The sequence below is a fragment of the Nocardioides abyssi genome (genome assembly GCF_030412915.1).
GTDB lineage: Bacteria > Actinomycetota > Actinomycetes > Propionibacteriales > Nocardioidaceae > Nocardioides > Nocardioides abyssi.
The window spans coordinates 360,011-382,567 of the sequence record NZ_JAUHJR010000002.1 but is presented as its reverse complement, the minus strand read 5'-3'; the positions used below and the strand labels follow the sequence as shown (position 1 = coordinate 382,567).

Annotated in this window: 19 protein-coding genes; 12 read left to right on the top strand and 7 right to left on the bottom strand. The window is 71.1% G+C overall.

Going from position 1 to position 22,557, the window contains the following annotated elements; genetic code table 11:
• Position 1 precedes the first annotated feature (1 nt).
• The 6 genes from QWY29_RS06885 to QWY29_RS06860 all read left to right on the top strand — a co-directional run bounded on the left by QWY29_RS06885 (position 2) and on the right by QWY29_RS06860 (position 9,244).
• Positions 2 to 643: a DUF7255 family protein gene (locus QWY29_RS06885; protein ID WP_300959959.1), complete on the top strand. Its 642-nt coding sequence runs from the start codon at positions 2 to 4 to the stop codon at positions 641 to 643.
• 360 nt (positions 644 to 1,003) lie between these two features.
• A complete protein-coding gene (locus tag QWY29_RS06880) occupies positions 1,004 to 2,521 on the top strand; it encodes a DUF3375 family protein (RefSeq protein WP_300959958.1) in 1,518 nt (505 codons plus the stop codon).
• On the top strand, positions 2,514 to 3,335 hold the full coding sequence (locus tag QWY29_RS06875; protein WP_300959957.1) for a DUF4194 domain-containing protein: 822 nt from the start codon (positions 2,514 to 2,516) through the stop codon (positions 3,333 to 3,335). The genes QWY29_RS06880 and QWY29_RS06875 overlap by 8 nt, the downstream gene beginning before the upstream one ends.
• Complete coding sequence (locus QWY29_RS06870) at positions 3,332 to 6,751, top strand: ATP-binding protein (protein ID WP_300959956.1); 3,420 nt, start codon at positions 3,332 to 3,334, stop codon at positions 6,749 to 6,751. The genes QWY29_RS06875 and QWY29_RS06870 overlap by 4 nt, the downstream gene beginning before the upstream one ends.
• The gene (locus tag QWY29_RS06865; RefSeq protein ID WP_300959955.1) at positions 6,748 to 7,926 is read left to right on the top strand and encodes a DUF3322 and DUF2220 domain-containing protein; all 1,179 of its coding nucleotides are present in this window, start codon (positions 6,748 to 6,750) and stop codon (positions 7,924 to 7,926) included. The genes QWY29_RS06870 and QWY29_RS06865 overlap by 4 nt, the downstream gene beginning before the upstream one ends.
• 778 nt (positions 7,927 to 8,704) lie before the next feature.
• On the top strand, positions 8,705 to 9,244 hold the full coding sequence (locus tag QWY29_RS06860) for a P-loop NTPase family protein (protein WP_300959954.1): 540 nt from the start codon (positions 8,705 to 8,707) through the stop codon (positions 9,242 to 9,244).
• 42 nt (positions 9,245 to 9,286) lie between these two features.
• Here QWY29_RS06860 and QWY29_RS06855 read toward each other — a convergent pair whose 3' ends face one another.
• Positions 9,287 to 9,745: a pyridoxamine 5'-phosphate oxidase family protein gene (locus tag QWY29_RS06855; protein WP_300959953.1), complete on the bottom strand. Its 459-nt coding sequence runs from the start codon at positions 9,743 to 9,745 to the stop codon at positions 9,287 to 9,289.
• A gap of 129 nt (positions 9,746 to 9,874) precedes the next feature.
• Here QWY29_RS06855 and QWY29_RS06850 point away from each other — a divergent pair, with 129 nt between their 5' ends.
• Entirely contained in the window at positions 9,875 to 10,633 is a 759-nt protein-coding gene (locus QWY29_RS06850; protein WP_300959952.1) for a hypothetical protein, read from the top strand.
• Positions 10,634 to 10,652: 19 nt separating this feature from the next.
• Here QWY29_RS06850 and QWY29_RS06845 read toward each other — a convergent pair whose 3' ends face one another.
• Positions 10,653 to 10,856, bottom strand: a complete 204-nt coding sequence (locus tag QWY29_RS06845) for a hypothetical protein (RefSeq protein WP_300959951.1) — start codon at positions 10,854 to 10,856, stop codon at positions 10,653 to 10,655.
• A gap of 75 nt (positions 10,857 to 10,931) precedes the next feature.
• Here QWY29_RS06845 and QWY29_RS06840 point away from each other — a divergent pair, with 75 nt between their 5' ends.
• The 3 genes from QWY29_RS06840 to QWY29_RS06830 all read left to right on the top strand — a co-directional run bounded on the left by QWY29_RS06840 (position 10,932) and on the right by QWY29_RS06830 (position 13,223).
• Positions 10,932 to 11,513, top strand: coding sequence for a TetR/AcrR family transcriptional regulator (locus QWY29_RS06840; protein WP_300959950.1), 582 nt, complete (start codon positions 10,932 to 10,934; stop codon positions 11,511 to 11,513).
• A 40-nt stretch (positions 11,514 to 11,553) separates the two neighbouring features.
• Positions 11,554 to 12,003 carry a hypothetical protein gene (locus QWY29_RS06835; RefSeq protein WP_300959949.1) on the top strand — a complete coding sequence of 150 codons (450 nt, stop codon included), beginning with the start codon at positions 11,554 to 11,556 and terminating at the stop codon, positions 12,001 to 12,003.
• A gap of 95 nt (positions 12,004 to 12,098) precedes the next feature.
• The gene (locus QWY29_RS06830; protein ID WP_300959948.1) at positions 12,099 to 13,223 is read left to right on the top strand and encodes an alpha/beta hydrolase; all 1,125 of its coding nucleotides are present in this window, start codon (positions 12,099 to 12,101) and stop codon (positions 13,221 to 13,223) included.
• Positions 13,224 to 13,276: 53 nt separating this feature from the next.
• On the opposite strand, the gene QWY29_RS06825 is transcribed toward QWY29_RS06830, so the two are convergent.
• On the bottom strand, positions 13,277 to 13,675 hold the full coding sequence (locus QWY29_RS06825; protein ID WP_300959947.1) for a DoxX family protein: 399 nt from the start codon (positions 13,673 to 13,675) through the stop codon (positions 13,277 to 13,279).
• Between the two features lie 42 nt (positions 13,676 to 13,717).
• A complete protein-coding gene (locus QWY29_RS06820; protein ID WP_300959946.1) occupies positions 13,718 to 16,009 on the bottom strand; it encodes a DUF6351 family protein in 2,292 nt (763 codons plus the stop codon).
• A 49-nt stretch (positions 16,010 to 16,058) separates the two neighbouring features.
• Here QWY29_RS06820 and QWY29_RS06815 point away from each other — a divergent pair, with 49 nt between their 5' ends.
• On the top strand, positions 16,059 to 17,384 hold the full coding sequence (locus QWY29_RS06815) for a lactate 2-monooxygenase (protein WP_300959945.1): 1,326 nt from the start codon (positions 16,059 to 16,061) through the stop codon (positions 17,382 to 17,384).
• Between the two features lie 79 nt (positions 17,385 to 17,463).
• Here the strand turns inward: QWY29_RS06815 and QWY29_RS06810 are convergent, their stop codons facing one another.
• Genes QWY29_RS06810 through QWY29_RS06800 form a run of 3 tightly spaced genes read right to left on the bottom strand, consistent with a single transcriptional unit; the run spans position 17,464 to position 20,679 of the window.
• Positions 17,464 to 18,429 carry an SDR family oxidoreductase gene (locus QWY29_RS06810; protein ID WP_300959944.1) on the bottom strand — a complete coding sequence of 322 codons (966 nt, stop codon included), beginning with the start codon at positions 18,427 to 18,429 and terminating at the stop codon, positions 17,464 to 17,466.
• Positions 18,426 to 19,349 carry a bile acid:sodium symporter family protein gene (locus tag QWY29_RS06805; RefSeq protein ID WP_300959942.1) on the bottom strand — a complete coding sequence of 308 codons (924 nt, stop codon included), beginning with the start codon at positions 19,347 to 19,349 and terminating at the stop codon, positions 18,426 to 18,428. The genes QWY29_RS06810 and QWY29_RS06805 overlap by 4 nt, the downstream gene beginning before the upstream one ends.
• Positions 19,342 to 20,679, bottom strand: a complete 1,338-nt coding sequence (locus tag QWY29_RS06800; RefSeq protein ID WP_300960390.1) for a flavin-containing monooxygenase — start codon at positions 20,677 to 20,679, stop codon at positions 19,342 to 19,344. Before QWY29_RS06800 ends, QWY29_RS06805 begins: the two co-directional genes overlap by 8 nt.
• A 73-nt stretch (positions 20,680 to 20,752) precedes the next feature.
• On the opposite strand from QWY29_RS06800, the gene QWY29_RS06795 reads away from it, so the two are divergent.
• On the top strand, positions 20,753 to 22,489 hold the full coding sequence (locus QWY29_RS06795) for a DUF429 domain-containing protein (protein WP_300959941.1): 1,737 nt from the start codon (positions 20,753 to 20,755) through the stop codon (positions 22,487 to 22,489).
• Positions 22,490 to 22,557: the final 68 nt, after the last annotated feature.

Genomic DNA, 22,557 nt, shown 5'->3' with positions numbered 1-22,557 from the left:
CATGGTCGCCACCGGAGCCCGAGTCCGCGCCCTCGCCTCCCGCCTCGTCGACGGAGGCTGGACCCAGGTCGCACCGCCCCGTCTCCCACGGCTCGCCGACCTCCCCGACGACCAGCGCGACCGCATCAGGTGGCTGTACGACCTGCTCGACGGCCACCCGGACCACTTCGACCGCATCCGACCCGGCGGCTGGGACCTCGCCTTCGACACCCCGGACGGGCTCCTGCTGGTCGAGTTGGACGAGGAACAGCACTTCAACCGCTACCGCGCCCTCACCCTCGAAGCCACCAACGACCTCGGCCTGCGCTGGACACCGGCCTACCAGTCGTACTGCCGCGAGCACGAAGCCCGGCTCCTGCCCGGCTGGGGCAGCGGCCAACGCTGGACCAATCCCTCCGCCGCACGCTTCTTCGGCGAGCCGGATGCGCCCGGCGATTTCACCGGAGTCGGTGCACCCCGCTGGCGACAACGCGCCTTCTACGACGCCGTGAAGGACGTCCTCAGGGAGCGACGCCTCGCTCGCATCTCGGTCCACGACACCCTCGATGGCAACGGCACGGTCGAGACGTTCTTGCGGCGACCGAACTCGGCCCACACGAGCGCGCTCCAAGCCCTCGTCGCGGGGCGCGTCCACGACGCATGACACCACAGCGGCCCGAGCCCCTGACACCAGGGCTCGGGCCATCTGTAGGCCTGGACCGCCTGCACACCGCGCTCCAAGCCGGGTCCGGACCACCTGCTCACGGTGCTCCGGAGCCCGAGCCGCTAGCCACCCGGCTCGGACGTCTACGGTCCACCGGTGCACCTGCCTACCGGGCACCCGCCAACCGCGTGCGTCGACCATAGCCGCGTCCGGCCGAGGAGTCGACGGCTACGTCGCACCGCTCAGGTTGAGCATCCCTGGACCGGACTTTTCAGTCGTAACACATCTGTCGGACCTGCCATCTAGTCTCCGAAGCCAAGGGCCACCCGAGGGCGGTCAACGGGGTGTGCGGGAGGTGTCGTGAGCAACGTCGTCGCGGAGCATGGTCGCGCCTGCGACGTGCTCGCGCGCGCCGCGCTCCGGATGCTCGACGGCAAGTGGGCGGCGTTCCGCATCGCCGTGTTCCGGTCCTCCTTCTCCCGCGAACGCCGCTCGGTCGCAGCGGACCTGCTGCACCAGCAGGTCGACACCTACATGGCCGAGTTGGTTCGCGACGGCAAGGACGTGCCACCTTCGACCAACGGGCGGGGACTGTGCAACCAGTGGGTCGATGACGAATGGCTGTTCCGCGACAGCACCGAGGACGGCACCGTCTTCTACTCGCTCACCTCCGGGGCGCTCGAAGCGCTCGACTGGGTTCAGGAGATGGCACGCGACCGGGTCCTGGTCTCAGAGTCACGCCTCCAGACCATCCTGAACGAGGTGCGCCGCTGGGCGCTTGAAGCCTCACCGGACGCGTCGTCGCGCATCGAGCGGCTCAACGCTGAGATTCGGGAGCGCGAGGCCGAACGCGACCGGCTCGCAGCAGGAGGCGAGGTCGCGACCGCCTCGGTCGACAAGATGCTCGGCGCGTACACGAACCTGCTGGACCTGATCAGCCAGTTGCCCTCGGACTTCAAGCGCGTCGAGGAAGCGATGCTCGACTTGCATCGCAAGTTCCTCACCGACTTCCGCAACGACGACCGCCCAGGCCTGGGCCAGATGCTCGACGACTTCCTCGCCCGCTACGACCGGCTCGTCATGGACACCCCTGAGGGCCGTGCGTTCGACTCAGCGTTCGTGCTGCTCTCCGACGAGGTGCTGTTGTCGGAGTTGCAGGACAACCTGCGCGTCATCCTCGAACACCCTGCCGCCGAGGTGCTCGACAACACCGACGTGCGAGAGATTCGGGGAGCGGAGCCAGCGCTGCGGCAGGGCACCGCCGACGTCCTCGCACAGTTGCGACGCGTCAACGAGACATTCGGCGAACAGATCGTCAACCGCAACGTCCTTGAAGAACGCGAACTCGACCGCGTCCTGCGCGGCATCGAACGCGAACTCGCCGACTGGATGGAGCACACCGGCCCACGTACGACGGTTCCGCTCGGACTGCTCCCGCCGACGTTAAAGGTCGGCCACCTGCGGGAACGCACCTGGGACCTTTCGACAGTGGCCCCGCCACCGCCGTTGTCGCGAGAGCCGCAAGAGCCGGTGACACCACCGACAGCCGAGGAACTGCGCGCCATGGGTGGACCAGCGCTCGACGACCTCCGGGCCGCCGTCGTTGATGCGTTCCTCCTGGGCGACATGGACACGGTCGGCGAACTGTTCAACACGTTGCCGGACGAGTTGCGCCGCCCGGTCGAGATCCTCGGACTCCTGCACGTGGTGTCTCGCACCGGTGCATTCGACCCGTTCGCCGAGGCGGAGGTCTTCGAGGCCATCCGACCAAACGGGGAGCGCCGCAACTTCCTCGTACCCGCTGCGACCTTGACGCCCGACCAGGCCGCCGCCCTGGACGACGACACCCGCACCCTTGAAGGGACAGACGATGAGTGAGACGTCCTTCGGCGCACGCGACCCCGACGGCGGAGCCGACAACTTCGCGGACGGGCTCGGCGACGACTTCGCGGCCGACCTTGACGACACCGACGACTTCACCGACACCCCTAAACCTGAGTCCACGCTGGCGCTGTTCGAGGGCGACCGAGGGGGACTCTCGCTGGCGCAGCGCAAGGCCCTCGTCGTGTTGATGAAGAACCGTTTCGTGTCGGCTGCCCAGCGCCCCAATGAGTGGCGGGTTATCCGCGAAGACCCCGAGGCGATCCAGGCGCGGCTGCACGACATGTTCCTCGACCTGCACATCGACTACCGCTACGAGGTCGCGTTCAAGAGGCAGGCCGCGTCGGAGACCGGCGGCCGGGAGTTCCCGACCCTGCTGCACGACACCGCCTACAACCGTGAGGAAACGATCCTGCTCGTGTTCCTGCGGCACCGATTCCAGAGCGAGCAGAACGCTGGGCACGACGTCGTCACGGTCGAGGAGGACGACCTCATCGCGCAGGTGGCGTCGTTCCGGCCCGCCAGCGACAAGGACCTCCACGGCGGCAAGAGGGCTGCGACCAACGCGGTGAAGAACCTCATCAAGGCCGACGTGCTGATGGAGACCAACGACCCCGGACGTCTGCGCATCTCGCCCGTCATCGCAGTCTTGCTGCCGCTGCCGAAACTGCACGAACTGTGGGAATGGCTGATCAACGAGAACAGCGACACCCCCGTGAGCGTCGATGCGCCCCTCGACGACGCCGGACCCGACACGGAAGACGAAGCGGCGGATGACCTGGTGCCGCGCGAAGAAGAGGCGAACGCATGAGCGCCCACACTGGCGACGAGCCGCTCCTGTATCTGGCGGGGGCAACCGATGGCACCACACAGTGGCGGGTCGAATCCCTTCAACTCCTCAACTGGGGAGGGTTCGACAACCACCACACCGTCACCTTCGCACCCACCATCACGCTCCTGTCGGGAGCCTCCGGCACCGGCAAGTCCACCCTCCTGGACGCCTACATCGCCGTCATGATGGACTCCGGCACCGCGTTCAACGGTGCGTCGAACGACGCCACCATCGGACGTGTCCGAGGAGCCGACCAGCGCAGCCTCGTGTCCTACCTGCGCGGCAAGATGGACACCGCCCGCGACATCACCGGTGAACTGACCGACCAGGTGCTGCGCGGCGGCGACGGCGACACGTGGGGTGCCCTCGCGGTCACCTTCATCGACGACCACCAACATCGGTACACCGTCGCCCGCCTGTTCTACGTACCACGCACAGCGGTCAAGGACAGCGACCTCACCCGCAAGATGTGCACCATCGACGGCACCGTGAACCTGCTCGACATGGAACCGTTCGTGCCCGACAAGTTCGACAAGCGACAGGTCGAGGGTCGGTTCCCCAACCTCCAGATGCACGACTCGTACGGCCAGTTCTCCCAGGCGTTCTTCACCCGTCTCGGGATCGGCGCGCACGGTGACGGCACCAAGGCGTTGAAGTTGCTCGCCAACATCCAAGGCGGGCAGCGGGTCTCCACCGTCGACGACCTGTACAAGCGGCTCGTCCTCGAAAAGCCCGTCACCTACGAACGTGCCGACGAAGCCGTCGAGAGTTTCGTCGGCTACGAGACCACCTACAAGGAGATGGAGACCGACCAGAAGAAGGTCGACATCCTCCAAGACATCCCCGCCTGGCACCAGGCCCGCGAGGCAGCGCTAGAGAACGAGCGCCTCATCGACACGTTCGGCGTCACCCAGACCGGCGACACCCCGCTGCTCATCTGGGAACTCACCATGACCGACGACCTGCTCGGGGTCGCCGCCGACAACAACCACACCGCACGCGGCCTCGCAGAAGCCGAGAAGACCGCCGCCCAAGAACACCTCAACAAGGTCGAAGTCCAGTTCCGGTCCGTCGCCGAAGACCTCTCCAACAACGAATCCCACGCCCTCATCCGGCGATACGACGACGACATCAACCGCCTCGGCACCGACCTCGCCGACGCCGAACGAGCACGCGACACATTCACCCGGCAGACCAGCCGCCTCAACCTCACCCTCGACACCGAGGACGACTTCACCGCCGCCCAAACTGCGTCCCGCACCTGGCTGTCAGGGTTCGACGAGCGGGAGAAGGAAGCCACCGAGACCAAGAACAGCCTCCTGCGCGAACAGTTCGCCCCCCTGGAGGAAAAGAAGAACCTCGGGGAAGAACGCCGCGACCTCGCCGGTGGCCGTCAAGGACGTATGGACCCCGCCCTCCACCGGGCGCGGCTGGAAATCGCCGACGCCGCAGGCATCGACCCCAGTGAACTGCCGTTCGTCGGAGAACTGCTCGACGTCCCCGCCGAGCACCAGCAGTGGCGCCAAGCGATCGAGACCACCCTGTTCGGCATCTCCCGCGTCATGCTCGTCAACGCCGACGACCTCGACCACCTCTCCGCCAGCATCGACGGCGAACGGATCTCCCACCGCATCAACTTCCAAGGCGTCGACCTCAAACCGTTCACCGACCGCCGCACCGACCCCCGCTACGTGTCCGGGAAGGTCACCTACAAGAACAGTCCCTACACCGCCTGGGTCCAAGACCGCATCACCGCACCCAACACCGACGCCCTCTGCGTCGACACCCCCGCCGACCTGTCCGGTGACGGACGCCGCGTCACCATCAACGGGCAGACCCGACGGGGCCGAGAAGGTGCGCACGGTGAACTGAAAGCACCGTTCGTCATCGGGTTCTCCAGCAAGGAACGCATCGAAGAAATCGACGCCCGCCTCGCCGAGATCGAGCAGGAACTCCTCGCGCTCACGCCCAGGTTGAAGGCCGCCGACGACGCCTACCGGGCCTTGTACGAAGACAAGAAGGCCCACGAGACCGTCGTCGACACCCTGTGGCGCGACATCGACACCGCAGGCATCAACGGTGAACTGGCTGACCTGCGCGCCAAGCGCCAACAGGTCCTCGACGCCGACGACACGCTGAAGGAACTGCAAACCACCCACGACCGGCTCGAACAGGAAGTCAAGGACGCCGGAGGCCGCCTCCACGAAGCCACCCGGAAGTTGAAGGAACTCAAGGAGGAAGCCGAAGCCATCGGCGACCGCCGCGACGCCACCTACACCCGCCTCCGGGCCATCGAAACCGCCCAGCAGGTGTTCCTCACCGACGAACAGGCCGCCTACCTGACCCGCGAATACGCCGAGGTTGCGACTGTCGGAGACCTCGACGGCATCCGTGAAGGCGTCAAGCGGCTCAAGAGCCGCCTGCTCAAACAAGGCGAAGAAGCCCGAGGCCGCGTCACCGAACTGACCGGACGGCTCGAAGGAGCGTTCAACCGGTACCTCAAGGAATGGCCCGACGCCGCCAACAACCTCTCACCTTCGGTCGAGAACTACCCCTCGTTCCGCCGCATCCTCGACACCCTCATCGAAACCGGCCTCCACGACCGCCGCAAGGACTGGCAGCGCAGGCTCACCGAATGGTCCAGCAAGCACCTCGTGCTCCTCGCCGGTGCCTACAGCCTCGCCATCAGCGACATCCACGCCCGACTCGACCCCGTCAACACCATCCTCAAGACACTCCCGTTCGGAGCCCACCAGTACCGGCTCCGCATCGACCTACGCGAACTGCAACGCGACGACATCGTCAGGTTCAAGAAGGAACTCGGCCTCCTCGCCCGCGCCAAGGTGTCCGAACTCAGCGAAGAACGACTCGAAGGCTGGTTCAAGCGACTCAGCCGCTTCATGGGCCTCATCCGCAAGGAGAACAACCGAGGCACCAAGGACCGGGACTACTTCCTCGACGTCACCAAACACATCGAAATCTCCGCCGTCGCCTACGACGACGCAGGAATCGACCGCGTCACCTACACCTCCCTCGGCGGAAAGTCCGGCGGCGAATCCCAGGAACTCGTCGCATTCATCGTCGGCGCAGCCCTCCGGTTCCAGTTGGGCGACGAAGAGAACACCCGCCCCCGGTTCGCCCCAGTGTTCCTCGACGAAGGATTCGTCAAAGCCGACAGCGAGTTCGCCGGACGTTCCGTCGACGCCTGGAAGGGCCTCGGGTTCCAACTCATCATCGGAGCCCCCTACGGCCAGTTCACCGCCCTCGAACCACACGCCGACCTCGTGCTGTGGATGGCAAAAGACCAAGCCACCAGCAAGTCCGCCGTCGCCGTCATCCCGCCCACCGAACGCAAAGCCATCGCCCGGCTCCGCGACCGCGAGGCCACAGCGTGACACCCCACAACCTCCTGCGCTCCGTCGAGAACCGACTCAAAGCACGCTGGATAGCCGACCTCACCAGCACCGAACCAACCGACTCCTGGCCGCACAAGTTCCCCACCGGACTCGGCTCCGTCCCCCAAGACGACCTGCAAACCCGGTGGGCCGACACACACCAACCCGCCGTCCACGCATGGCGCGACTGGGCAGCAGACCACGGCCTACGCGTCATCGACAAACCCCGCCGAGTCTGGACCACCCTCGACCTTCCCACCCACATCGAAGTGGAAAGCATCGACCAAGCCGCCCAACTCGCAGCAGGGGAGTGGCCCAACCGACTCAACCGCGCCCGCCAACGACTCCACATCCTCCGCGAACGGTTCCCAACCAGCGACACCGCCGCCGTCATCCGCGTCACCGACGGCTACACCGACCTCGACTTCGACCTCCTGCTCACCGTCGCCGACTGGTACCTCGAAGACCCCCAGCGAGCCGCCAGCGGCATCACACCGCGCCAAGTCCCGCTCCCCGGTGTCCACGCCAAATGGCTCCAAACCCGCACCGCCGGAGTGCAAGCCCTCACCGGACTCACCGACCTAGCCCTCCTGCAACGCCACCCCGCGCGCATCCACTTCACCTACCTCGACCCCACCTACCGAGCCACCGGCGCACGGATCCACGACTCAGCAACCGTCGGCGACCACTTCACACCCGCCTACCTCCCCGAGGTAGTCGTCATCTCCGAGAACAAAGACACCGCCATCCACTTCCCCGAACTGCCCGGCGGGATCTCCGTCGAAGGCGTTGGCAAAGGCGGCAAGACACCCGCAGCCTTCCCCTGGCTCCGACACGCACCCACGCTCATCTACTGGGGCGACATCGACCCAGACGGTTACGAGATCCTCGACGGCTACCGCCACGACTTCGACCGCGACATCGAGTCCATCCTCATGGACCCCGCCATCTACGACACCTACGAACGCTTCGGAACCAACCACGACCCCAAGGGCAGCCCCCTCACCCCCGGAGAACCCAAGCCCACTCCAAGGCTCCGCCCCGACGAGCGCGCGGTCTACCACCGCCTGCTCGACCCCGCGCACACCGGCCACCGGCGCATCGAGCAAGAGCGCATCCCGCTCGACGCTGCCCGCGAAGCCGTCGAGCAACTCCGCCGGGCAACCGCTCGCTGACCGCGCGACGTCCCTGTGGATGAACGACACGCGGGTGTCAGTAGTGACACCGAAGTGTCGCGCAGTGACATCGGCCTGTCGCGCCACAACTGACGCAGGCGGCTTTGCCGACAAGGGTCGAATCTGAAAATTGCGGCCTCGAGTCTGAAACTCTTCAGTTCGCCGTCCGCGGCCCGGCACTTTCGGGCCGAAGTGCGCCGACCGCTTCGGCTGGACCCGGTGGTTCGTCGACCGACTACCAGAAGTCCGTCGGGCGGAGAGTTTGCGCAGGTCGGCGGGTCCCCGGTCGGCACTTCGGGTAGTCCGTCGACGACAGCGGCCCGCGCTCACGGTCGATCAGGGACGTGCAGACCTGTCCGACGTGGTCGTGGACCGACGGACGGAAGTTGGCGCGTCGGCTACGTCTTCCCGGTCGCTGTCGACGTCGACGCGCTTCTGCCCGTCCGTCGACGGTAGATCGGCTCACTCGGCCCGGAGTGAGCCGAGCTGCCGCGCTGCAGTTCGGTGCGTCAAGGCGTTGCAGAGTCGCGTGCTGCACGCCTGACCTCGTTGCAGGTTCGTCGGTTGTCGGCAGCGCTTTGCCAACCACAGTCGAGCCTGGGTCGCGGCCCCGAATCTGCACGTGTCGGAGGCAGTCAGGGATTCGGCTATGCCCGGCCGGAGAGCGCGGTCGGTCGTCACGGTCGTGTGCCTCAGAACGCGCCGCGGCGCGCCGTTGAGCACACGACCCCTGCGCGCGGTGCCGACGGGCTGTCGCGTCATGGTCGAGGATGGCGACATGCGACGCTGCCGGCTGCACGTGGTGGGGGCGAGCGGGTCGGGCACGACGACGCTCGGGCGGGCGCTGGCGGACGCCTGGTCGGTGCCGCACGCGGACGCCGACGACTACTTCTGGGTGCCGTCCGACCCGCCGTACGTCGAGAAGCGCCCGGAGGCGGAGCGGGTACGCCTGATGCGCAGCGTGTTCGCTCCACGCGAGGCGTGGGTGCTGTCGGGCTCGGCGATGGGCTGGGGCGACGACGTCGTGGCCGGTTGCGACGCTGTCGTGTTCCTGACGCTCGACGCCGAGGAGCGGCTCCGGCGCCTGCAGCAGCGCGAGGCAGCCCGGTCGGCCGGCAGGGACGTCGACGCAGAGGCCTGGGGTGCGTTCCTCGACTGGGCTCGCGGCTACGACGATCCCGGCTTCACCGGACGTAGCCGGGTCGCCCACGAGGCGTGGCTCGACGGCCTGGACCAGCCCGTCCTGCGGCTCGACAGCGCTGCGTCCCCGGGCGCCCTGCGGGACGCGGTGCTCGCCTGGGAACCGTCGACGCCCTGAGTGGCGTACCCGGACGGATCGTGCCGGGGAAGGAGCCCGGGGTCAGACGAGCCAGCGGCCGTCGGTCATCAGGGTGCGGCCGGCCATCTCGTCGACCTCGCGCCAGGCCTGGACGCGGACCGGGCGGAGGACGAGGAAGGCGTAGCCGGTCGAGCCGCGGGGGTCCCAGTCGGCCTGGGTGGCGTACGCCGTGCCGAGCGCGCCGCCGTCGTCGGCAGTCTCGTCGGCGGGCACGACCCGGTCGAGCTCCGCGTCGATCATGACCACGTCACGGGTGGGCCCGACGCCGAGCCGGGCGCGGCCGGTGGCGACGACGTTGCGGGCGGTCACCGAGGTCGAGTCCACCGCGACGACCGCTCGGTCGGAGGTCCAGCACAACGACAGCGGGACCAGGTGGGCGGCACCGGCGGGGGAGGCGCTGGCGACCCAGGTGTCGACCGCGGGGCTGGTCAGACGGGCGAGGGCGTCGCGCTTGCGGGTCTGTGGGTCGCGGGGGCTCACCGGGCCAGGCTAGGCCTGAGGACGCCGTCGTGAGACCTGGATCACGTGACCGTCGGGACCGGTGGGGTTTGCGGGAGCGGGCCTGGGCCAGCCTGGAGGAGGTACCGACCCCCGCACCCGAAGGAAGTCATGCGCCGTACCCCCACCCGTCCCTCCGCTCGTACCTCGGCCCGCGTCGCCGTCGCCGGCCTCGCCACATTCGCCCTGCTGGGCCTCTCCGCCTGCGGCGGCGACGACGCCGACTCCGAGGCGGCCGAGGACACCAGCTCCGAGACCGCCGCGCCCGTCGAGAGCGAGACGCCGGCCGACGAGCCCACCGAGGAGGAGTCCGAGAGCGCAGGGGGTGCCACCTCGGGCGACCAGCCGGAGTGGGCCAACCCCGTCACGACCCCGGGCGAGAAGATCGCCACCATCGAGGCGGGCGACGTGAGCGTCGACGTCTTCCAGGTCGGCACGACCAAGGCCACCAAGACCGGGCAGTTCGTGGACCCGGAGAAGAACAAGCCGATCATCGCCGAGGGCGACGAGATCGTCTTCCTCAACTACGTCGCCACCAACAACGGCGACGACCTCGACCTGGGCTCGAGCCTGGTCTCGGTCGAGTCGCGCTACGACGACTGGCCCTACATGCAGGGCATGGACTCGGTCGTCGACGACGCGCTGTTCGAGCAGATGGAGGTCAACGACGGGGCGCTCGCGGCCGGCGCCTACCGCGACCCGTCGGTCTACACGCTCGCCTCGGGCCAGCAGATCTCCTGGGGCGAGAACTTCCGCTACCAGAAGGGCTCCCCGATCACCTTCGAGGTGACGATCACGCCGGTCGACGCCGAGGGCGAGCTGCTCCACGACGACCGGATCGAGGGCGAGGGCACCGGCACGACCAGCTGACCCCCGCCGGCGCGTGGCCTCAGGCCGCGCGCCGGGTGCTCTCGTGCTGCCGGCCCGGGTCGGCGTCCGCCTGCGTGCGGTCGCCGGCGCCGGGCCGCTGCGCGTCCCGGGAGTCCCGGCCGACGGGGATGATCCCGGAGGCGATGAGGGTCCCAACGGTCAGCACGACGACGGTCATGACCGCCATCGCGACCAGCCAGACCAGGTAGGCGTTCTCGGACATCTGGTGCTCCTTCCACGAGGTGTCCTGATAACGATACGCGATGCGTAGCGTATTATCGAACGCTACGATGCGGCCATGGGTGAACCGGGCGCGGGGCGAGGTCGTCCGCGGCAGGCAGGGACCGACGAGCGGGTCGCCGCAGCAGCACTCGCGCTGCTGCGCAGCGGCGGCCCCGCGGCCGTGACGATGGAGGCCGTGGCAGCGGCCTCGGGCGTGGCCAAGACGACGATCTACCGCCGGCACGCGAACCGCGCCGCGCTGCTGGACGCGGTGCTCCGGGGCGCGATCGGCGTGCCCGACCTCCCGCCCGACGGCTCCGCACGGGACAAGCTGCGGTTCTCCCTCGAGCAGGCCTGGCGCCAGATGTCGGACATCCTCGGCCCCGGCGGGCTCGCCGCGATCGTCGCCGATGCCGACCCCGCGTTCACCGAGCTCTTCCGCGACGCCCTCCGCCCGTACGACGACGCGCTGGCCGCCCGGCTGCGCGACGACGCCCGGGCGGGGCGGGTGCGGGCCGACGTGGACGCCGAGGGGGTGGTCAGCCTCCTGCTGGGTGCCTGGCTCGGCGAGCTGGTCCGCCGCGGCCGGGTCGACGGCGCGTGGCTGGACCGGAGCCTGGACCTGCTCTGGCCGGTGCTCGACCCCGAACGCGCCTGACGACCGGCGCGGAGGGTCGCCGCGCACTACCCTGCGGGCCATGCGACGCGCCGCCACCCTGCCCGCCCTGCTGTCCGCCGGGTTGTTCGCCCTCACGCTGACGGCGTGCTCCGGCGACGACGAGCCCGACGCGACGGGGGGACCGTCCGGGACGACCTCCAGCAGCAGCCCGAGCAGCAGCGCAAGCAGTGCCCCGTCCTCGCCGTCGGCGCGGCCCACCGACATCGAGGAGCTCGTCGCGAGCCTGCCGTCGTGCACCGAGGTCTGGGTCGCCGACCAGCCGTTGCCCACGGACTACGCCGGCTGCAAGGTGCCGGGCGGCGGGATCGACCTCGGGGCGGTGCTCGAGTGCGTCGACGGCGCCGGCCTGGCGGCGTACCGCGACCGCTTCTGGGCCCGCCTCGGCGAGCCGGTCGAGGACTCCGGGGGCGGCGGCACCCAGCAGGACCCGGAGTACGCCACGGCCGTCGGGCTCTGCCAGGGCGAGTGACCGCGGCCCCCGGCGACGACACGGGCCGGCGCTGTCCCGAAGGTCACATACCGACAGTCTGTTGCGTACCTGTCTGTTGAACTACGTTCAACAGCATGCGCCAGCGCCTGCTCACCACCGTCGTCGGCCTCGCCGGGCTCGCCCTCACGAGCGCCGTGCTGGCCGGGCCGGCGGACGCCGCCGACCGCACCGGCCCGGCGACCACAACGGCGACCACGGCAGCAGCCAAGGCGACCACGGCGCCGGCCCGGAAGGTCGCCCACCGCCGGGTGGCGTTCGAGGTCAGCAACACCAACGAGACGTCCGCGCTGTGCCTGGCCGACAACCGCCCGCACGTCCTGCAGGGACGGCTGGTCGGGCCCCGGTCGACGCTGAGCGGCTCGCCCGGTCGCCTGCGGGTCAACGTGCTCGTGCACGACGCCGGCACCGGTGCGTGGTTCTGGAACCTCCGGCAGGTGCCGGGCGTCGACTACGCCACCCAGCTCGCGCGGCGCGGCGAGACCTCGCTGGTCGTCGACCGCCTCGGCTACGACAGCAGCCCGCTGGCCAACGGCAACGCCACCTGCCTGGGCGCCCAGGCCACGATGCTGCACCAGGTCGTCCAGCACCTCTACTCCGGCAACTACCGGTTCACCGACCGGCGGGGCGAGGACGACCAGCCCCCGCACGCCACCCACGTCGTCCTCCACGGGCACGGGACCGGCGCGACCGTCGCGCAGCTCGAGGCGGCGGAGTTCGACGACGTCGCCGGGCTGGTGCTGATGTCGGCGCCGACGGTGACGCCGACCGGCGAGGCGCTGCGCGTGGTGACCGACCAGCTCGGTCGCTGCCTGGGCGGCAGCTACTCGGCGTACGGCGCGACGCCGGCGGAGTTCCGCTCGCTGCTCTTCGCCAGCGCCACGGAGCGGGTACGCCGCCTGGCGACCGCCCGCCGCAACCCGACCCCGTGCGGCGACGTGTCGAGCGTGCTGGCCGCGGTCGGCCTGGCCACCCTCACGTCCGGACGCGTCGAGGCGCCGGTGCTGGTGCTGTCCGGCGGGCGCGACGCCCGGGTCCGGCGGCTGGGCCAGGCGGGCGCGGAGAAGATGTTCGGCAGCAGCGCCCGGGTCTCGGCACGGACCTTCGCCGGGGCCGGGAGCGCGCTGCCGCTCGAGGCCGGCGCGGCGGGTGTGCGGGGGACCGTGCTGCGGTTCCTCGCGGGCGTGCGACCGACCCTCTGAGCCGGTCGGCCGGCCCCCGGCCCGAGGCCCGGCCGTAGCGTCGGGGGCCGGCCTCAGTCCCGGCCGCGCCGCCGGAGGTGACCGCCGCCGTAGAGCGCCCAGAGCACCAGCAGCGGCTGGAAGAACAGCCGGCCGAACCGCTTGGCGTCGGTGTCGAGCCCGAAGGCGTCGGTGCCCTCGACGTACTGCGCGATGTTGCCGGGGAAGATCACGACGTAGAACGCGGCGAGCAGCGCCCCGACGAGCCGGCGGTGCCGGGGCAGGGCCACGAAGGCCGCGCCGAGGCCGATCTCGACGACGCCGGAGCCGAGCACGGTCAGGTCCTCGTCGACGGGGAACCAGTCGGGCACCTGGGCCTGGAACTCCTCGCGCTGCGCGGTCAGGTGCAGCACCCCGGCCCCCACCATGATCGAGCCGAGGGCGACACGGGCGACGGTGCGGGGGAGCGTCATGCGGCGAGCGTAGCGATCGCCCGGGGGCGCGCCGCCGGGTCGCTACTGGCGCAGCAGCGGGGCGAACGCCGGGGCCGACCAGCCCGCGCCGGAGTGGCGCGGGGGAGCCGGCAGCTCGCGACCGCCGTACGCCGCGCCGCCGCGCGCGCCGTCGTACCGCAGCCACGTGCGGGCCGGCCCCTGCCCGCGGCCGCGCCGGGTCCAGTCGCAGACGCCGTCGGGGAAGGCGCGCTGCAGGCGGGTCCATTGCGCGTCCGTGAACGGCACGAGCAGGAAGTCGTAGTCGGCACGGCGCAACGGCCGCAGCCGGCAGGCGAGGTTGTCGTTGGTGCTGGGGCCGCCGGCCTCCTGCCGCGGCGTGGAGAGCCGGGTCTGCAGCACGTCGAGCTCGCGGGTCGTGCAGACCGGGTCGAGCCCGGTGAGCAGGCACCGGTCGGTGACGTCGGCGGGTCGGCCGGCGACGACCTTCCGCGCGAGCGGTCGGGCGGAGCGGTCGCGCTCGACCCGCGCCAGCCAGCGGTCCATCGCGAGCAGCGCCTCGGTGGCCCAGGTCAGGTCGCCGACGAGCGGCACCGCGCCGAACCACATGACCCGGTTGTCGGTGTGGCCCTGGTCGGCGAGCAGCCGCTCCTCGGTCCACCAGGCGTGGCTGTAGTCGTGGGCGATCCCGGGGTCCGGGCCGCCGTGGTTGATCATCGCGACCTCGTCGAGGTGGTTGGCCTCGTTGACCAGGCCGGTGCGGTAGGCGCGGCGGATCGAAGCAGGGTCGCCGGTGGTGCGGGCGTCGCGGCGGACGGAGTCGACGTCGAGCCCCCCGACGGCGGCGTTGAGGTCGACGAACTGGGCGGGGGTGATGGCCCCGGCGCGCAGCGCCTTCAGCCCGTACTGCACGCCGGCGTTGGCGAACGGGATGCCGGCGAACCCGCGGCCGACCTGCTTCTCCTGCGCGCTCCAGGCCCCGCGGGGACGAGGGCCGAGGAGGTTGACCATCAGGTCGAGCACCGAGCAGCGGACCCCGCCGGGGTTGCGCTCGGAGTCGTAGCGGGTGCTCGGGTCGCCGGCGACGGGGTCGCGGGTGCCGGGGCAGGGGTCCTCGGGGTTCAGCGCGGACTTGAAGAGGCCCTCGTCGGCGACGACCGCGTTGAGGTGGGTGAGGTGTCCCTCCACCTGGGCCACCTGCGTCGGCAGCCACAGGACGCCGGGCGCCCAGCGGGTCGGGTCCTCGAAGTACTTCCGCATCAGGTGGTAGTCGGCGAACTGCGCACCGGCGGTCAGCACGTCGGGGTAGGAGCAGGTGGTGACCAGGCCCTGGTAGATCCCGGGGTAGGCGTTGGCGACGGTGTGCTGGGAGATCGAGCCGCCGGAGCAGCCGGTGCCGATCGTGTAGCGGATCTCGCCGTAGCGCTCGACGAGCCGCTCCTTGGCCATCATCAGCGACTCGGCGTTCACGGCGACGTTGCAGTGGTGGCCGGTGTTGGCGAGCGCGGTCGACATGACCGCGAAGCCGCGGCCGAGCGCGGTGACGTAGGACTGCTCGATGCCCGGCAGTGCGGGGATGGTGCCGGCGTAGTCGTCGAGCGGCGGGTCCGCCGGGGTGTACGACGCGCCGCAGCCGCCGCCGCCCGTCACGAGCACCTTGCGGTTCCACTGGCGCTGCGGCGCCCACGCCTGCCACGGCTTCCCGGGCCGGAAGAGCGTGAGGATCGTGTAGCGGTCGCGGTCCTGGTATCCGTCCTCGCGGCGGACGACGAACGGCACGCGCACGCCCTGGTCGGTCGTCGTGGTGGCGACGTCGGCCGGCGGGTCGGCCGGGTCGTAGGGCTGCAGGCCGGCGAGCAGCGGGTTCGCCGACTTGTAGAGGTAGGTGTAGCGGGCCGGCTCCTCGCAGCGGCTGTTCCGCGCGGACTCCTGGCACTGGTAGTGCCGCTGCCGCGGACCGGTGAAGACCGGGCCGCCCGCCGGGTGGTTGGTGACGACGGTCGAGCCGGCGCGCCCGGGCGCCGTCGCCCGGATGGTCGTGCGCCCGACCCGCAGGCCGGTGACCAGGCCGACGTACCGCCCGTCGCGGCGCACCGCGAACCGCCGGGTCACGTCGCGGCTGCCGGCCCGCACGCGGACGTCCCGGGCCCGCACGCCGCGCGGCAGGCGGACCGCGACCAGCACGTCGCCACCGGAGACCAGGTCGGCCCGGTTGGAGAGGACCTCGACCACGAGCGGGCGGGGGCCGGCGGCCGCGGCGGCTCCGACGCCCGGGTGCGGCGCGAGGGCCAGCAGCGGGAGCACCAGGGCGAGGACGGTGGAGGCGAGGACGAGCGCGAGCAGGCGGGACCGCATGCGACGTCCAACGAGGTGCGGTGAGCGACGTCACGGCAGACTGGTCCTCGTGACGAGCGAGACGGTGCAGCAGGTGGGCCGGATGGCGGAGCGGGCCGTGGAGGCCGCGACGAGCGTGGGGCGCGAGGTGCAGGCGCGGATCTACCGCGAGGGCGTCTTCGGCCGCCGCCCGGCGGTGCCGGTCGAGCCGGCCGCCCTGGAGGCGGCGGCGCAGCGGCGGATGAGCCCGCAGGCGTGGTCGTACGTCGCCGGCGGTGCCGGCCAGCAGCGGACCGTGCGCGCCAACACCGAGGCGTTCGACCGGCACCGGATCGTGCCGCGGATGCTGGTCGACGTCGAGCAGCGCAGCCAGTCCGTGGAGCTGTTCGGCCGCCGGCTGCCCTCGCCGTACCTCCTCGCCCCGATCGGCGTGCTGGAGATGGCCCACCGCGAGGCCGAGCACGCGGTCGCACGCGCGGCCCGGTCGCTCGGCGTGCCGATGGTGCTCTCGACCCAGGCGTCGGTGCCGATGGAGGAGGTCGCCAGCGACCTCGGCGACTCACCGCGCTGGTACCAGCTCTACTGGTCCAAGGACGACGGTGTCGTTGACTCGTTCGTGCGCCGCGCGGAGGCGATCGGCAGCGACGCGCTGGTCGTCACCCTCGACACCCACGTCCTGGGCTGGCGCACCCGCGACCTGGACCTCGCCTACCTGCCGTTCGCGCGGGCCGAGGGGATCGCGCAGTACGTCAGCGACCCGCACTTCCGCTCGCTCGCCGAGCACCGCGCCGCGAACCCGCCGGCCGTCGCCGGCCCGCAGCCGCGGCCCACCCCCGCCGCGGTGCGGGCGCTGCTCTCGATGACGCGGCACTACCCCGGCCGCTTCCGCGACAACCTGCGCTCGCCGGTGCCGCGGGCGGCGGTCGAGACCTTCCTCGACGTCTTCTCCCGGTCGTCGCTGACCTGGGACGACCTGGCCTACCTGCGCGACCGGACCTCGCTGCCGATCGTGCTCAAGGGCATCCAGGACCCGCGCGACGCCCAGCTCGCGCTCGAGCACGGCGTCGACGGGATCGTCGTCTCCAACCACGGTGGCCGCCAGGTCGACGGCGCCATCGCCTCCCTCGACGCGCTGCCGGCGGTGGTCGACACCGTCGGCGGGCGGGTGCCGGTGCTCTTCGACAGCGGCGTCCGCAGCGGGGCGGACGCCTTCAAGGCGCTCGCGCTTGGTGCGCAGGCCGTGCTCGTCGGCCGGCCCTGGGTCTACGGCCTCGCGCTCGCCGGCGAGGACGGCGTCCGCGCGGTCATGGAGCACCTGATGGCCGAGCTCGACCTGACCATGGCCCTCAGCGGGGTCACCGACCTCGCCGGCATCACCCGCGACCTGCTCGCCTGAGGCGGCCCACCCCCGGCCTCGTGATGCTGGGCGTGCGCCCGGGCGCACTCCTGGCATCACGAGGCCGCAGTGGGAGGCTTCAGATCCCCCGTGCGGCGCGCCAGGACGCGAACGCCTCGCGGGTGGTGCGCGAGGGGGTGTGGCCGAGGACGGTCTTGAGGCGGGTGTTGTCGAGCACCGGGCGGTGCTTGAGGAAGATCGTCTGCTCGGGGCCGTACGCCGTGAGCCCGAGGCGGCGCCCGACCCACAGGCCGGCCTGGAGCAGCTTCTCGGGGATCGCCAGGGTCGGCTTGCCCAGCTCGGCGGCGATCTCGTCGACGGTCATCGCGCCGTCGCCGGCGACGTTGAAGATGCCGGTCACCTCGCCGGTCACCGCGCGCTGGATGATCGCGACGACGTCGGTGTCCCAGATGAAGACGAACGGCGAGTCCGACCCGCGCACCTTGAGCAGCCGCGTGGACTCGAAGAGCGCGGTGATCTGGTTGTCGACCGTCTCGCCGAGGATCGTGCCGATGCGCAGCACGACCTGCTCCAGCTCGGGGTGGGTGCGGCGGAGCTCGGCGAGCATCTCCTCGACCAGCCGCTTGTGGTGGGAGTAGGCGAAGACCTCGTTGCCGCGGACCGGGTCGTCCTCGGTCAACCAGGCGGGGTTGTCGGGGTGGTAGCCGTAGGCGGCGCCGCTGGACGAGACGACCACGCGGCGCACGCCCGAGGCCAGGCACGCGTCGAGGACGTGCCGGGTCCCGTCGACGTCGACGCGGCGCTCGAGCTCGCGGGAGGAGTCCTTGCCGGGGGTGACGATCGAGGCGAGGTGGACCACGACCTCCACCGATCGGCCGGCGAAGGCCGCGCGGACCGCTGCGGCGTCGGTGACGTCGCAGACGACGTGCTCGACGCCCGGCACGGGCTCCTGGGGCTCGCGCAGGTCGGCGCTGACGACCCGGTGGCCGCCGGCGGCGAGCCCGCGGACCACCGAGGAGCCGAGGAACCCGTTGCCGCCGGTGACCAGGACGGTCCGGGTGGTCGGGGGGTGCTGCTCGGTCATGCGGGTGCTCCCACCTTCTGCTCGCGCGGGGCCCGACGGCCCCACCAGGCGGCGACGGCCAGCCCGGCGATGATGTCCCAGATGCCCCACCAGGCGGCGACGAGCGCCATCCCGCCGAGGCCGTCGAAGTAGGTGAAGACCAGCAGCAGGCCGAGCCCCGCGTTGCGGATGCCGACCTCGAAGGTCATCGCCCGGGTGCTGCGGTCGGGCAGGCGGGTCGCCCTGGCGATGCCGTAGCCGATGAGCAGCGCGACCGCGTCGTGGAGGAGGACGGCGACCACGACGATGCCGATGTAGTCGACGAAGACGCCCCAGTTGTTGCTGACGCCGATGACGATGACGGCGCCGAGGGCGAGGAACGCCAGCGGTCCGATGATCTTGCCCGCGCGGGCGGCGACGGTCGGCCACAGCCGGGCGATGGTGATGCCGGCGACGAACGGCAGGCCGATGACGAAGCCGATCTCGCTGAGCATGTCGACCGCGGACAGCTCGATGTCCTGCAGCACGTCCTGGCCGGTCGGGTGCAGCGAGCCCCACAGCGCGACGTTGAGCGGCATGAGGAAGATCGCCAGCAGGTTGCCGACGGTCGTCATCGACACCGACAGCGCGACGTCGCCCTTCGCCCGGTGGGTGAGGATGTTGGAGACGTTCCCCGGCGGGCAGCAGGCCACCAGGATCATGCCGAGCGCCACCGAGCCGCGCACCTGCAGGACGAGGGTCAGCAGGAAGGTCAGCGCCGGCAGCACCAGGAACTGCGCGAGCACGCCGATCGCGATGGTGCCGGGGCGGCGTACCGCGACCTTGAAGTCCTCGAGCCTGGTGTCGAGGGCGATGCCGAAGAGGATCGCGCCGATGACGATCTTCAGCGTCGTCAGCGAGCCCTCCTCGAAGGCGATCCGGACGGTGTCGACGTCAGCCACGGCCGGCTCCGGTGCTCGTGCCGGCCAGGAGGCGGGCGGTGTGCTCCCGGACGGCGGTCCGGTAGGCGTCCTTGTTGACGTAGTACGACATCCGCTCGAGGCCGAGGTACCGGTAGCCGCCGGTCAGGTCCGGCGCCGGCCCCTGCACGCGCCGGTCGAGCTCGGCGGCCGCCTCGGGGTCGTCCGCGCGGGCGCGGAGGTAGGAGGCGACCAGCTCGGCCTGCTCGTAGCGGCCCTGCCAGCCCAACCCCGACGCCTCGACCATGCCGAGCACGAACAGGTCGCGCTGGGCGGGGCTGAAGATGTTGAGGTAGAGGTCCGGCGACCAGCGGGTCCAGGCCAGGTGCTCGCGGTCGAGGAAGGGGTAGTGCAGGCGGTAGCCGGTCGCCAGCACCACGAGGTCGTACGCCGCCCGCGACCCGTCGGCGAAGACGACGTCGCTGCCGTCGAACCGGTCGACGTCGGGCTTGACGCTCAGGTCGCCGTGGCCGAGGTGGTGCAGGACCAGCGAGTTCACGATCGGGTGGGACTCGTAGATCTTGTGGTCGGGCGCCGGGAAGCCGAACCGGGTCGGGTCGCCGGTGAACATCCGCAGCACCCGCGAGTCGACCGCCTGCTTGATCTTCGGCGGCAGCGGCTTGCGCTGGTTGAGGGTGTCCGAGGGCTTGCCGAAGAGGTACTTCGGCACGAACCAGTAACCGCGCCGCACGCTCATGTCGACCGACGCCGCGTGGTGGACGGCGTCGACGGCGATGTCGCAGCCGGAGTTGCCGGCGCCGACGATCAGCACCCGCTTGCCGGCGAACACCTCGGCCCGCTTGTAGGCGCTGGTGTGCATCACCTCGCCGTCGAAGGAGCCGCGGAAGGTCGGGACGTTGGGCTCGCTGAGCGTGCCGTTGGCGACGACGAGGCCGGCGTGGTGCTCGGTCGAGGTCGTGCCGTCGGGGCCGGTGCTGGTGACCAGCCACCCGCCGCGCGGGTCGTCGGCAGGGACGGGCTCGGCGCGGGTGACCTCGGTGCTGAAGCGGTAGTGATCGCGCAGCCCGAAGTGGGTGGCGAAGTCGCCGAAGTAGCGCTTGAGCTCGCGGTGGCTCGGGTAGTCCGCGACGTCGTCGGCCATCGGGAACTCGGCGAACTGGGTCGTGGACCTCGACGAGATCAGGTGCGCGGACTCGTAGACGGTGCTGCGCGGGGCGTCGATGTCCCACAGGCCGCCGACGTCGTGGCTCAGCTCGTAGCCGGTGAACGGCAGGCCGAGGCGCTGCAGGTTGCGCGCGGCCGCGAGGCCCGACGGGCCGGCGCCGACGACGGCGTACGTGCTGGTGCTGATGGTGGTCCCCTCCCCTGGGACCGACCGTCGCGGTGACCGGTCGGTAAGTAGAGCGGCACTCTAGTGTTTGACGGTGCGCCATGCTGGGCCGGTGCACCACATCGGCATCGACCTCGCCTGGGGCGAGCGCCAGCCCACCGGCCTGGCCGTGCTCGACGAGGACGGCGCGCTCGTGCACGTCTCCGCGGTGCGCACCGACGAGGAGATCGTCGAGCGGCTCGCGGCGTACGTCGAGGGGCCGTGCCTGGTCGCCGTCGACGCGCCCCTGGTCGTGCGCAACGAGACCGGGTCGCGCCCGGCGGAGAAGGCGCTGACCAAGGACTTCCGCCGGTTCGAGGCCGGCTGCCACCCCTCGAACCTGTCCAAGCCGGAGTTCCGCGACGGCCCCCGGGGCGCGCGGGTGTGCAAGCGGCTCGGCCTCGACATGGACCCCCGCTCCGGGCGCGCGCGGCGGGCGATCGAGGTCTACCCCCACCCGGCCACGATCGTGCTGTTCGGGCTCCAGAAGACCCTGAAGTACAAGGACAAGCGCGGCCGCGACGTCGACCTGCTGCGCAGCGAGCTGCTGACGCTGATGACCCACGTCGAGTCGGTCGTGCGCACCGACACCGGTGGCGACGGCGGCGCCTGGGCCGCGCTGTGCCGCGCCGTCGAGGCCGCGACCCGCAAGAGCCAGCTGCGGGTCGCCGAGGACCAGGTCGACGCGGTCGTGTGCGCCTACGTCGCGCGCTTCTCCGACCTGCACCCCGACCGCACCACGGTCTACGGGGACCTCGCCGAGGGCTACATCGTCACCCCGTCGCTGCCCGACGAGAGCACCGCGATCCGCTCGGCGATCCAGGCGTACGCCGCGCAGCACGCCGAGCTGTCGGCCGCCGGCGAGCAGGCGGTCGCCCTGGTCACCTCGATCCTCGACGAGGCCGGCATCAACTACCTGACCGTCACCGGGCGCACCAAGTCGGTCGTGTCGTTCGCCGAGAAGGCCGGCCGGGTGCGCGACGGCCAGCCGATGTACCCGGCGCCGCTCACCGACATCACCGACCAGCTCGGCGTCCGGGTCATCACCTACGTCCAGGACGACGTCGAGGCGGTCGCCGGCCTCCTCGCCGACCAGGTCGTCGTCCACGACGACCGCGACATGGGCCAGCAGACCGCCAGCGAGGGGCGGTGGGGGTACGCCTCGCGCCACCTGCTGGTCGCGCTCGACGCCGCGCGCGAGTCCCAGGCGGCGTACGCCGGTCTGCGCGGGCGCGTCGCCCAGGTGCAGGTGCGCACGGTGGTGCAGCACGCGTGGGCGGAGTTCGAGCACGACATCCGCTACAAGGGGTCGGTGCCCGAGGAGCACGCGCCGGAGTTCGACCGCCGGTTCACCCTCGCCGCCGGGCTGCTGGAGCTCGCCGACCGCGAGTTCTCCGCCATCCGCGAGCGGCTCCGCCCCGAGCCCGCGGCCCAGCTCCCGGCGGTCGAGGACGACGACCCGCGCCTGGACCCGCGCGAGCTGGCGGCGTTCCTCGCCGGGCAGTACGCCGACGCCGGCTGGTCGCGCACCGACCACTACGCCTGGATCTCCGGGCTCCTCCTGGAGCTCGGCATCACCTCGCTCGACGAGCTCGGCGACGTCCTGCGGCCCACCCTCGCGATCGGCCTCAACGAACGGATGGACTACCGCTACCCGCCCGGCGCGGTCCGCCGCCTCGACGACGCCCTCCTCGCGGTCTTCGGCGAGCAGTACGTCGAGCTGCACGGCAACGCCCACCGCTCGCCGCTCCTGCGCCAGCGCCTCGACAAGCTCCGCGCCCCCGCTGGTTGAGCCGCGAAGGCGTGCAGCGCCTGAGCGTGTCGAAATCCCTGCACCCGCGCAGGGCGGCGACCACCGCC

Excerpts from the sequence above, each read along its gene's own strand:
- QWY29_RS06885 (WP_300959959.1), top strand. The coding sequence starts at position 2 with ATGGTCGCCACCGGAGCCCGAGTCCGCGCCCTCGCCTCCCGCCTCGTC.
- QWY29_RS06875 (WP_300959957.1), top strand. The coding sequence starts at position 2,514 with ATGAGTGAGACGTCCTTCGGCGCACGCGACCCCGACGGCGGAGCCGAC.
- QWY29_RS06870 (WP_300959956.1), top strand. The coding sequence starts at position 3,332 with ATGAGCGCCCACACTGGCGACGAGCCGCTCCTGTATCTGGCGGGGGCA.
- QWY29_RS06860 (WP_300959954.1), top strand. The coding sequence starts at position 8,705 with ATGCGACGCTGCCGGCTGCACGTGGTGGGGGCGAGCGGGTCGGGCACG.
- QWY29_RS06850 (WP_300959952.1), top strand. The coding sequence starts at position 9,875 with ATGCGCCGTACCCCCACCCGTCCCTCCGCTCGTACCTCGGCCCGCGTC.
- QWY29_RS06845 (WP_300959951.1), bottom strand. The coding sequence starts at position 10,856 with ATGTCCGAGAACGCCTACCTGGTCTGGCTGGTCGCGATGGCGGTCATG.
- QWY29_RS06840 (WP_300959950.1), top strand. The coding sequence starts at position 10,932 with ATGGGTGAACCGGGCGCGGGGCGAGGTCGTCCGCGGCAGGCAGGGACC.
- QWY29_RS06835 (WP_300959949.1), top strand. The coding sequence starts at position 11,554 with ATGCGACGCGCCGCCACCCTGCCCGCCCTGCTGTCCGCCGGGTTGTTC.
- QWY29_RS06830 (WP_300959948.1), top strand. The coding sequence starts at position 12,099 with ATGCGCCAGCGCCTGCTCACCACCGTCGTCGGCCTCGCCGGGCTCGCC.
- QWY29_RS06825 (WP_300959947.1), bottom strand. The coding sequence starts at position 13,675 with ATGACGCTCCCCCGCACCGTCGCCCGTGTCGCCCTCGGCTCGATCATG.
- QWY29_RS06820 (WP_300959946.1), bottom strand. The coding sequence starts at position 16,009 with ATGCGGTCCCGCCTGCTCGCGCTCGTCCTCGCCTCCACCGTCCTCGCC.
- QWY29_RS06810 (WP_300959944.1), bottom strand. The coding sequence starts at position 18,429 with ATGACCGAGCAGCACCCCCCGACCACCCGGACCGTCCTGGTCACCGGC.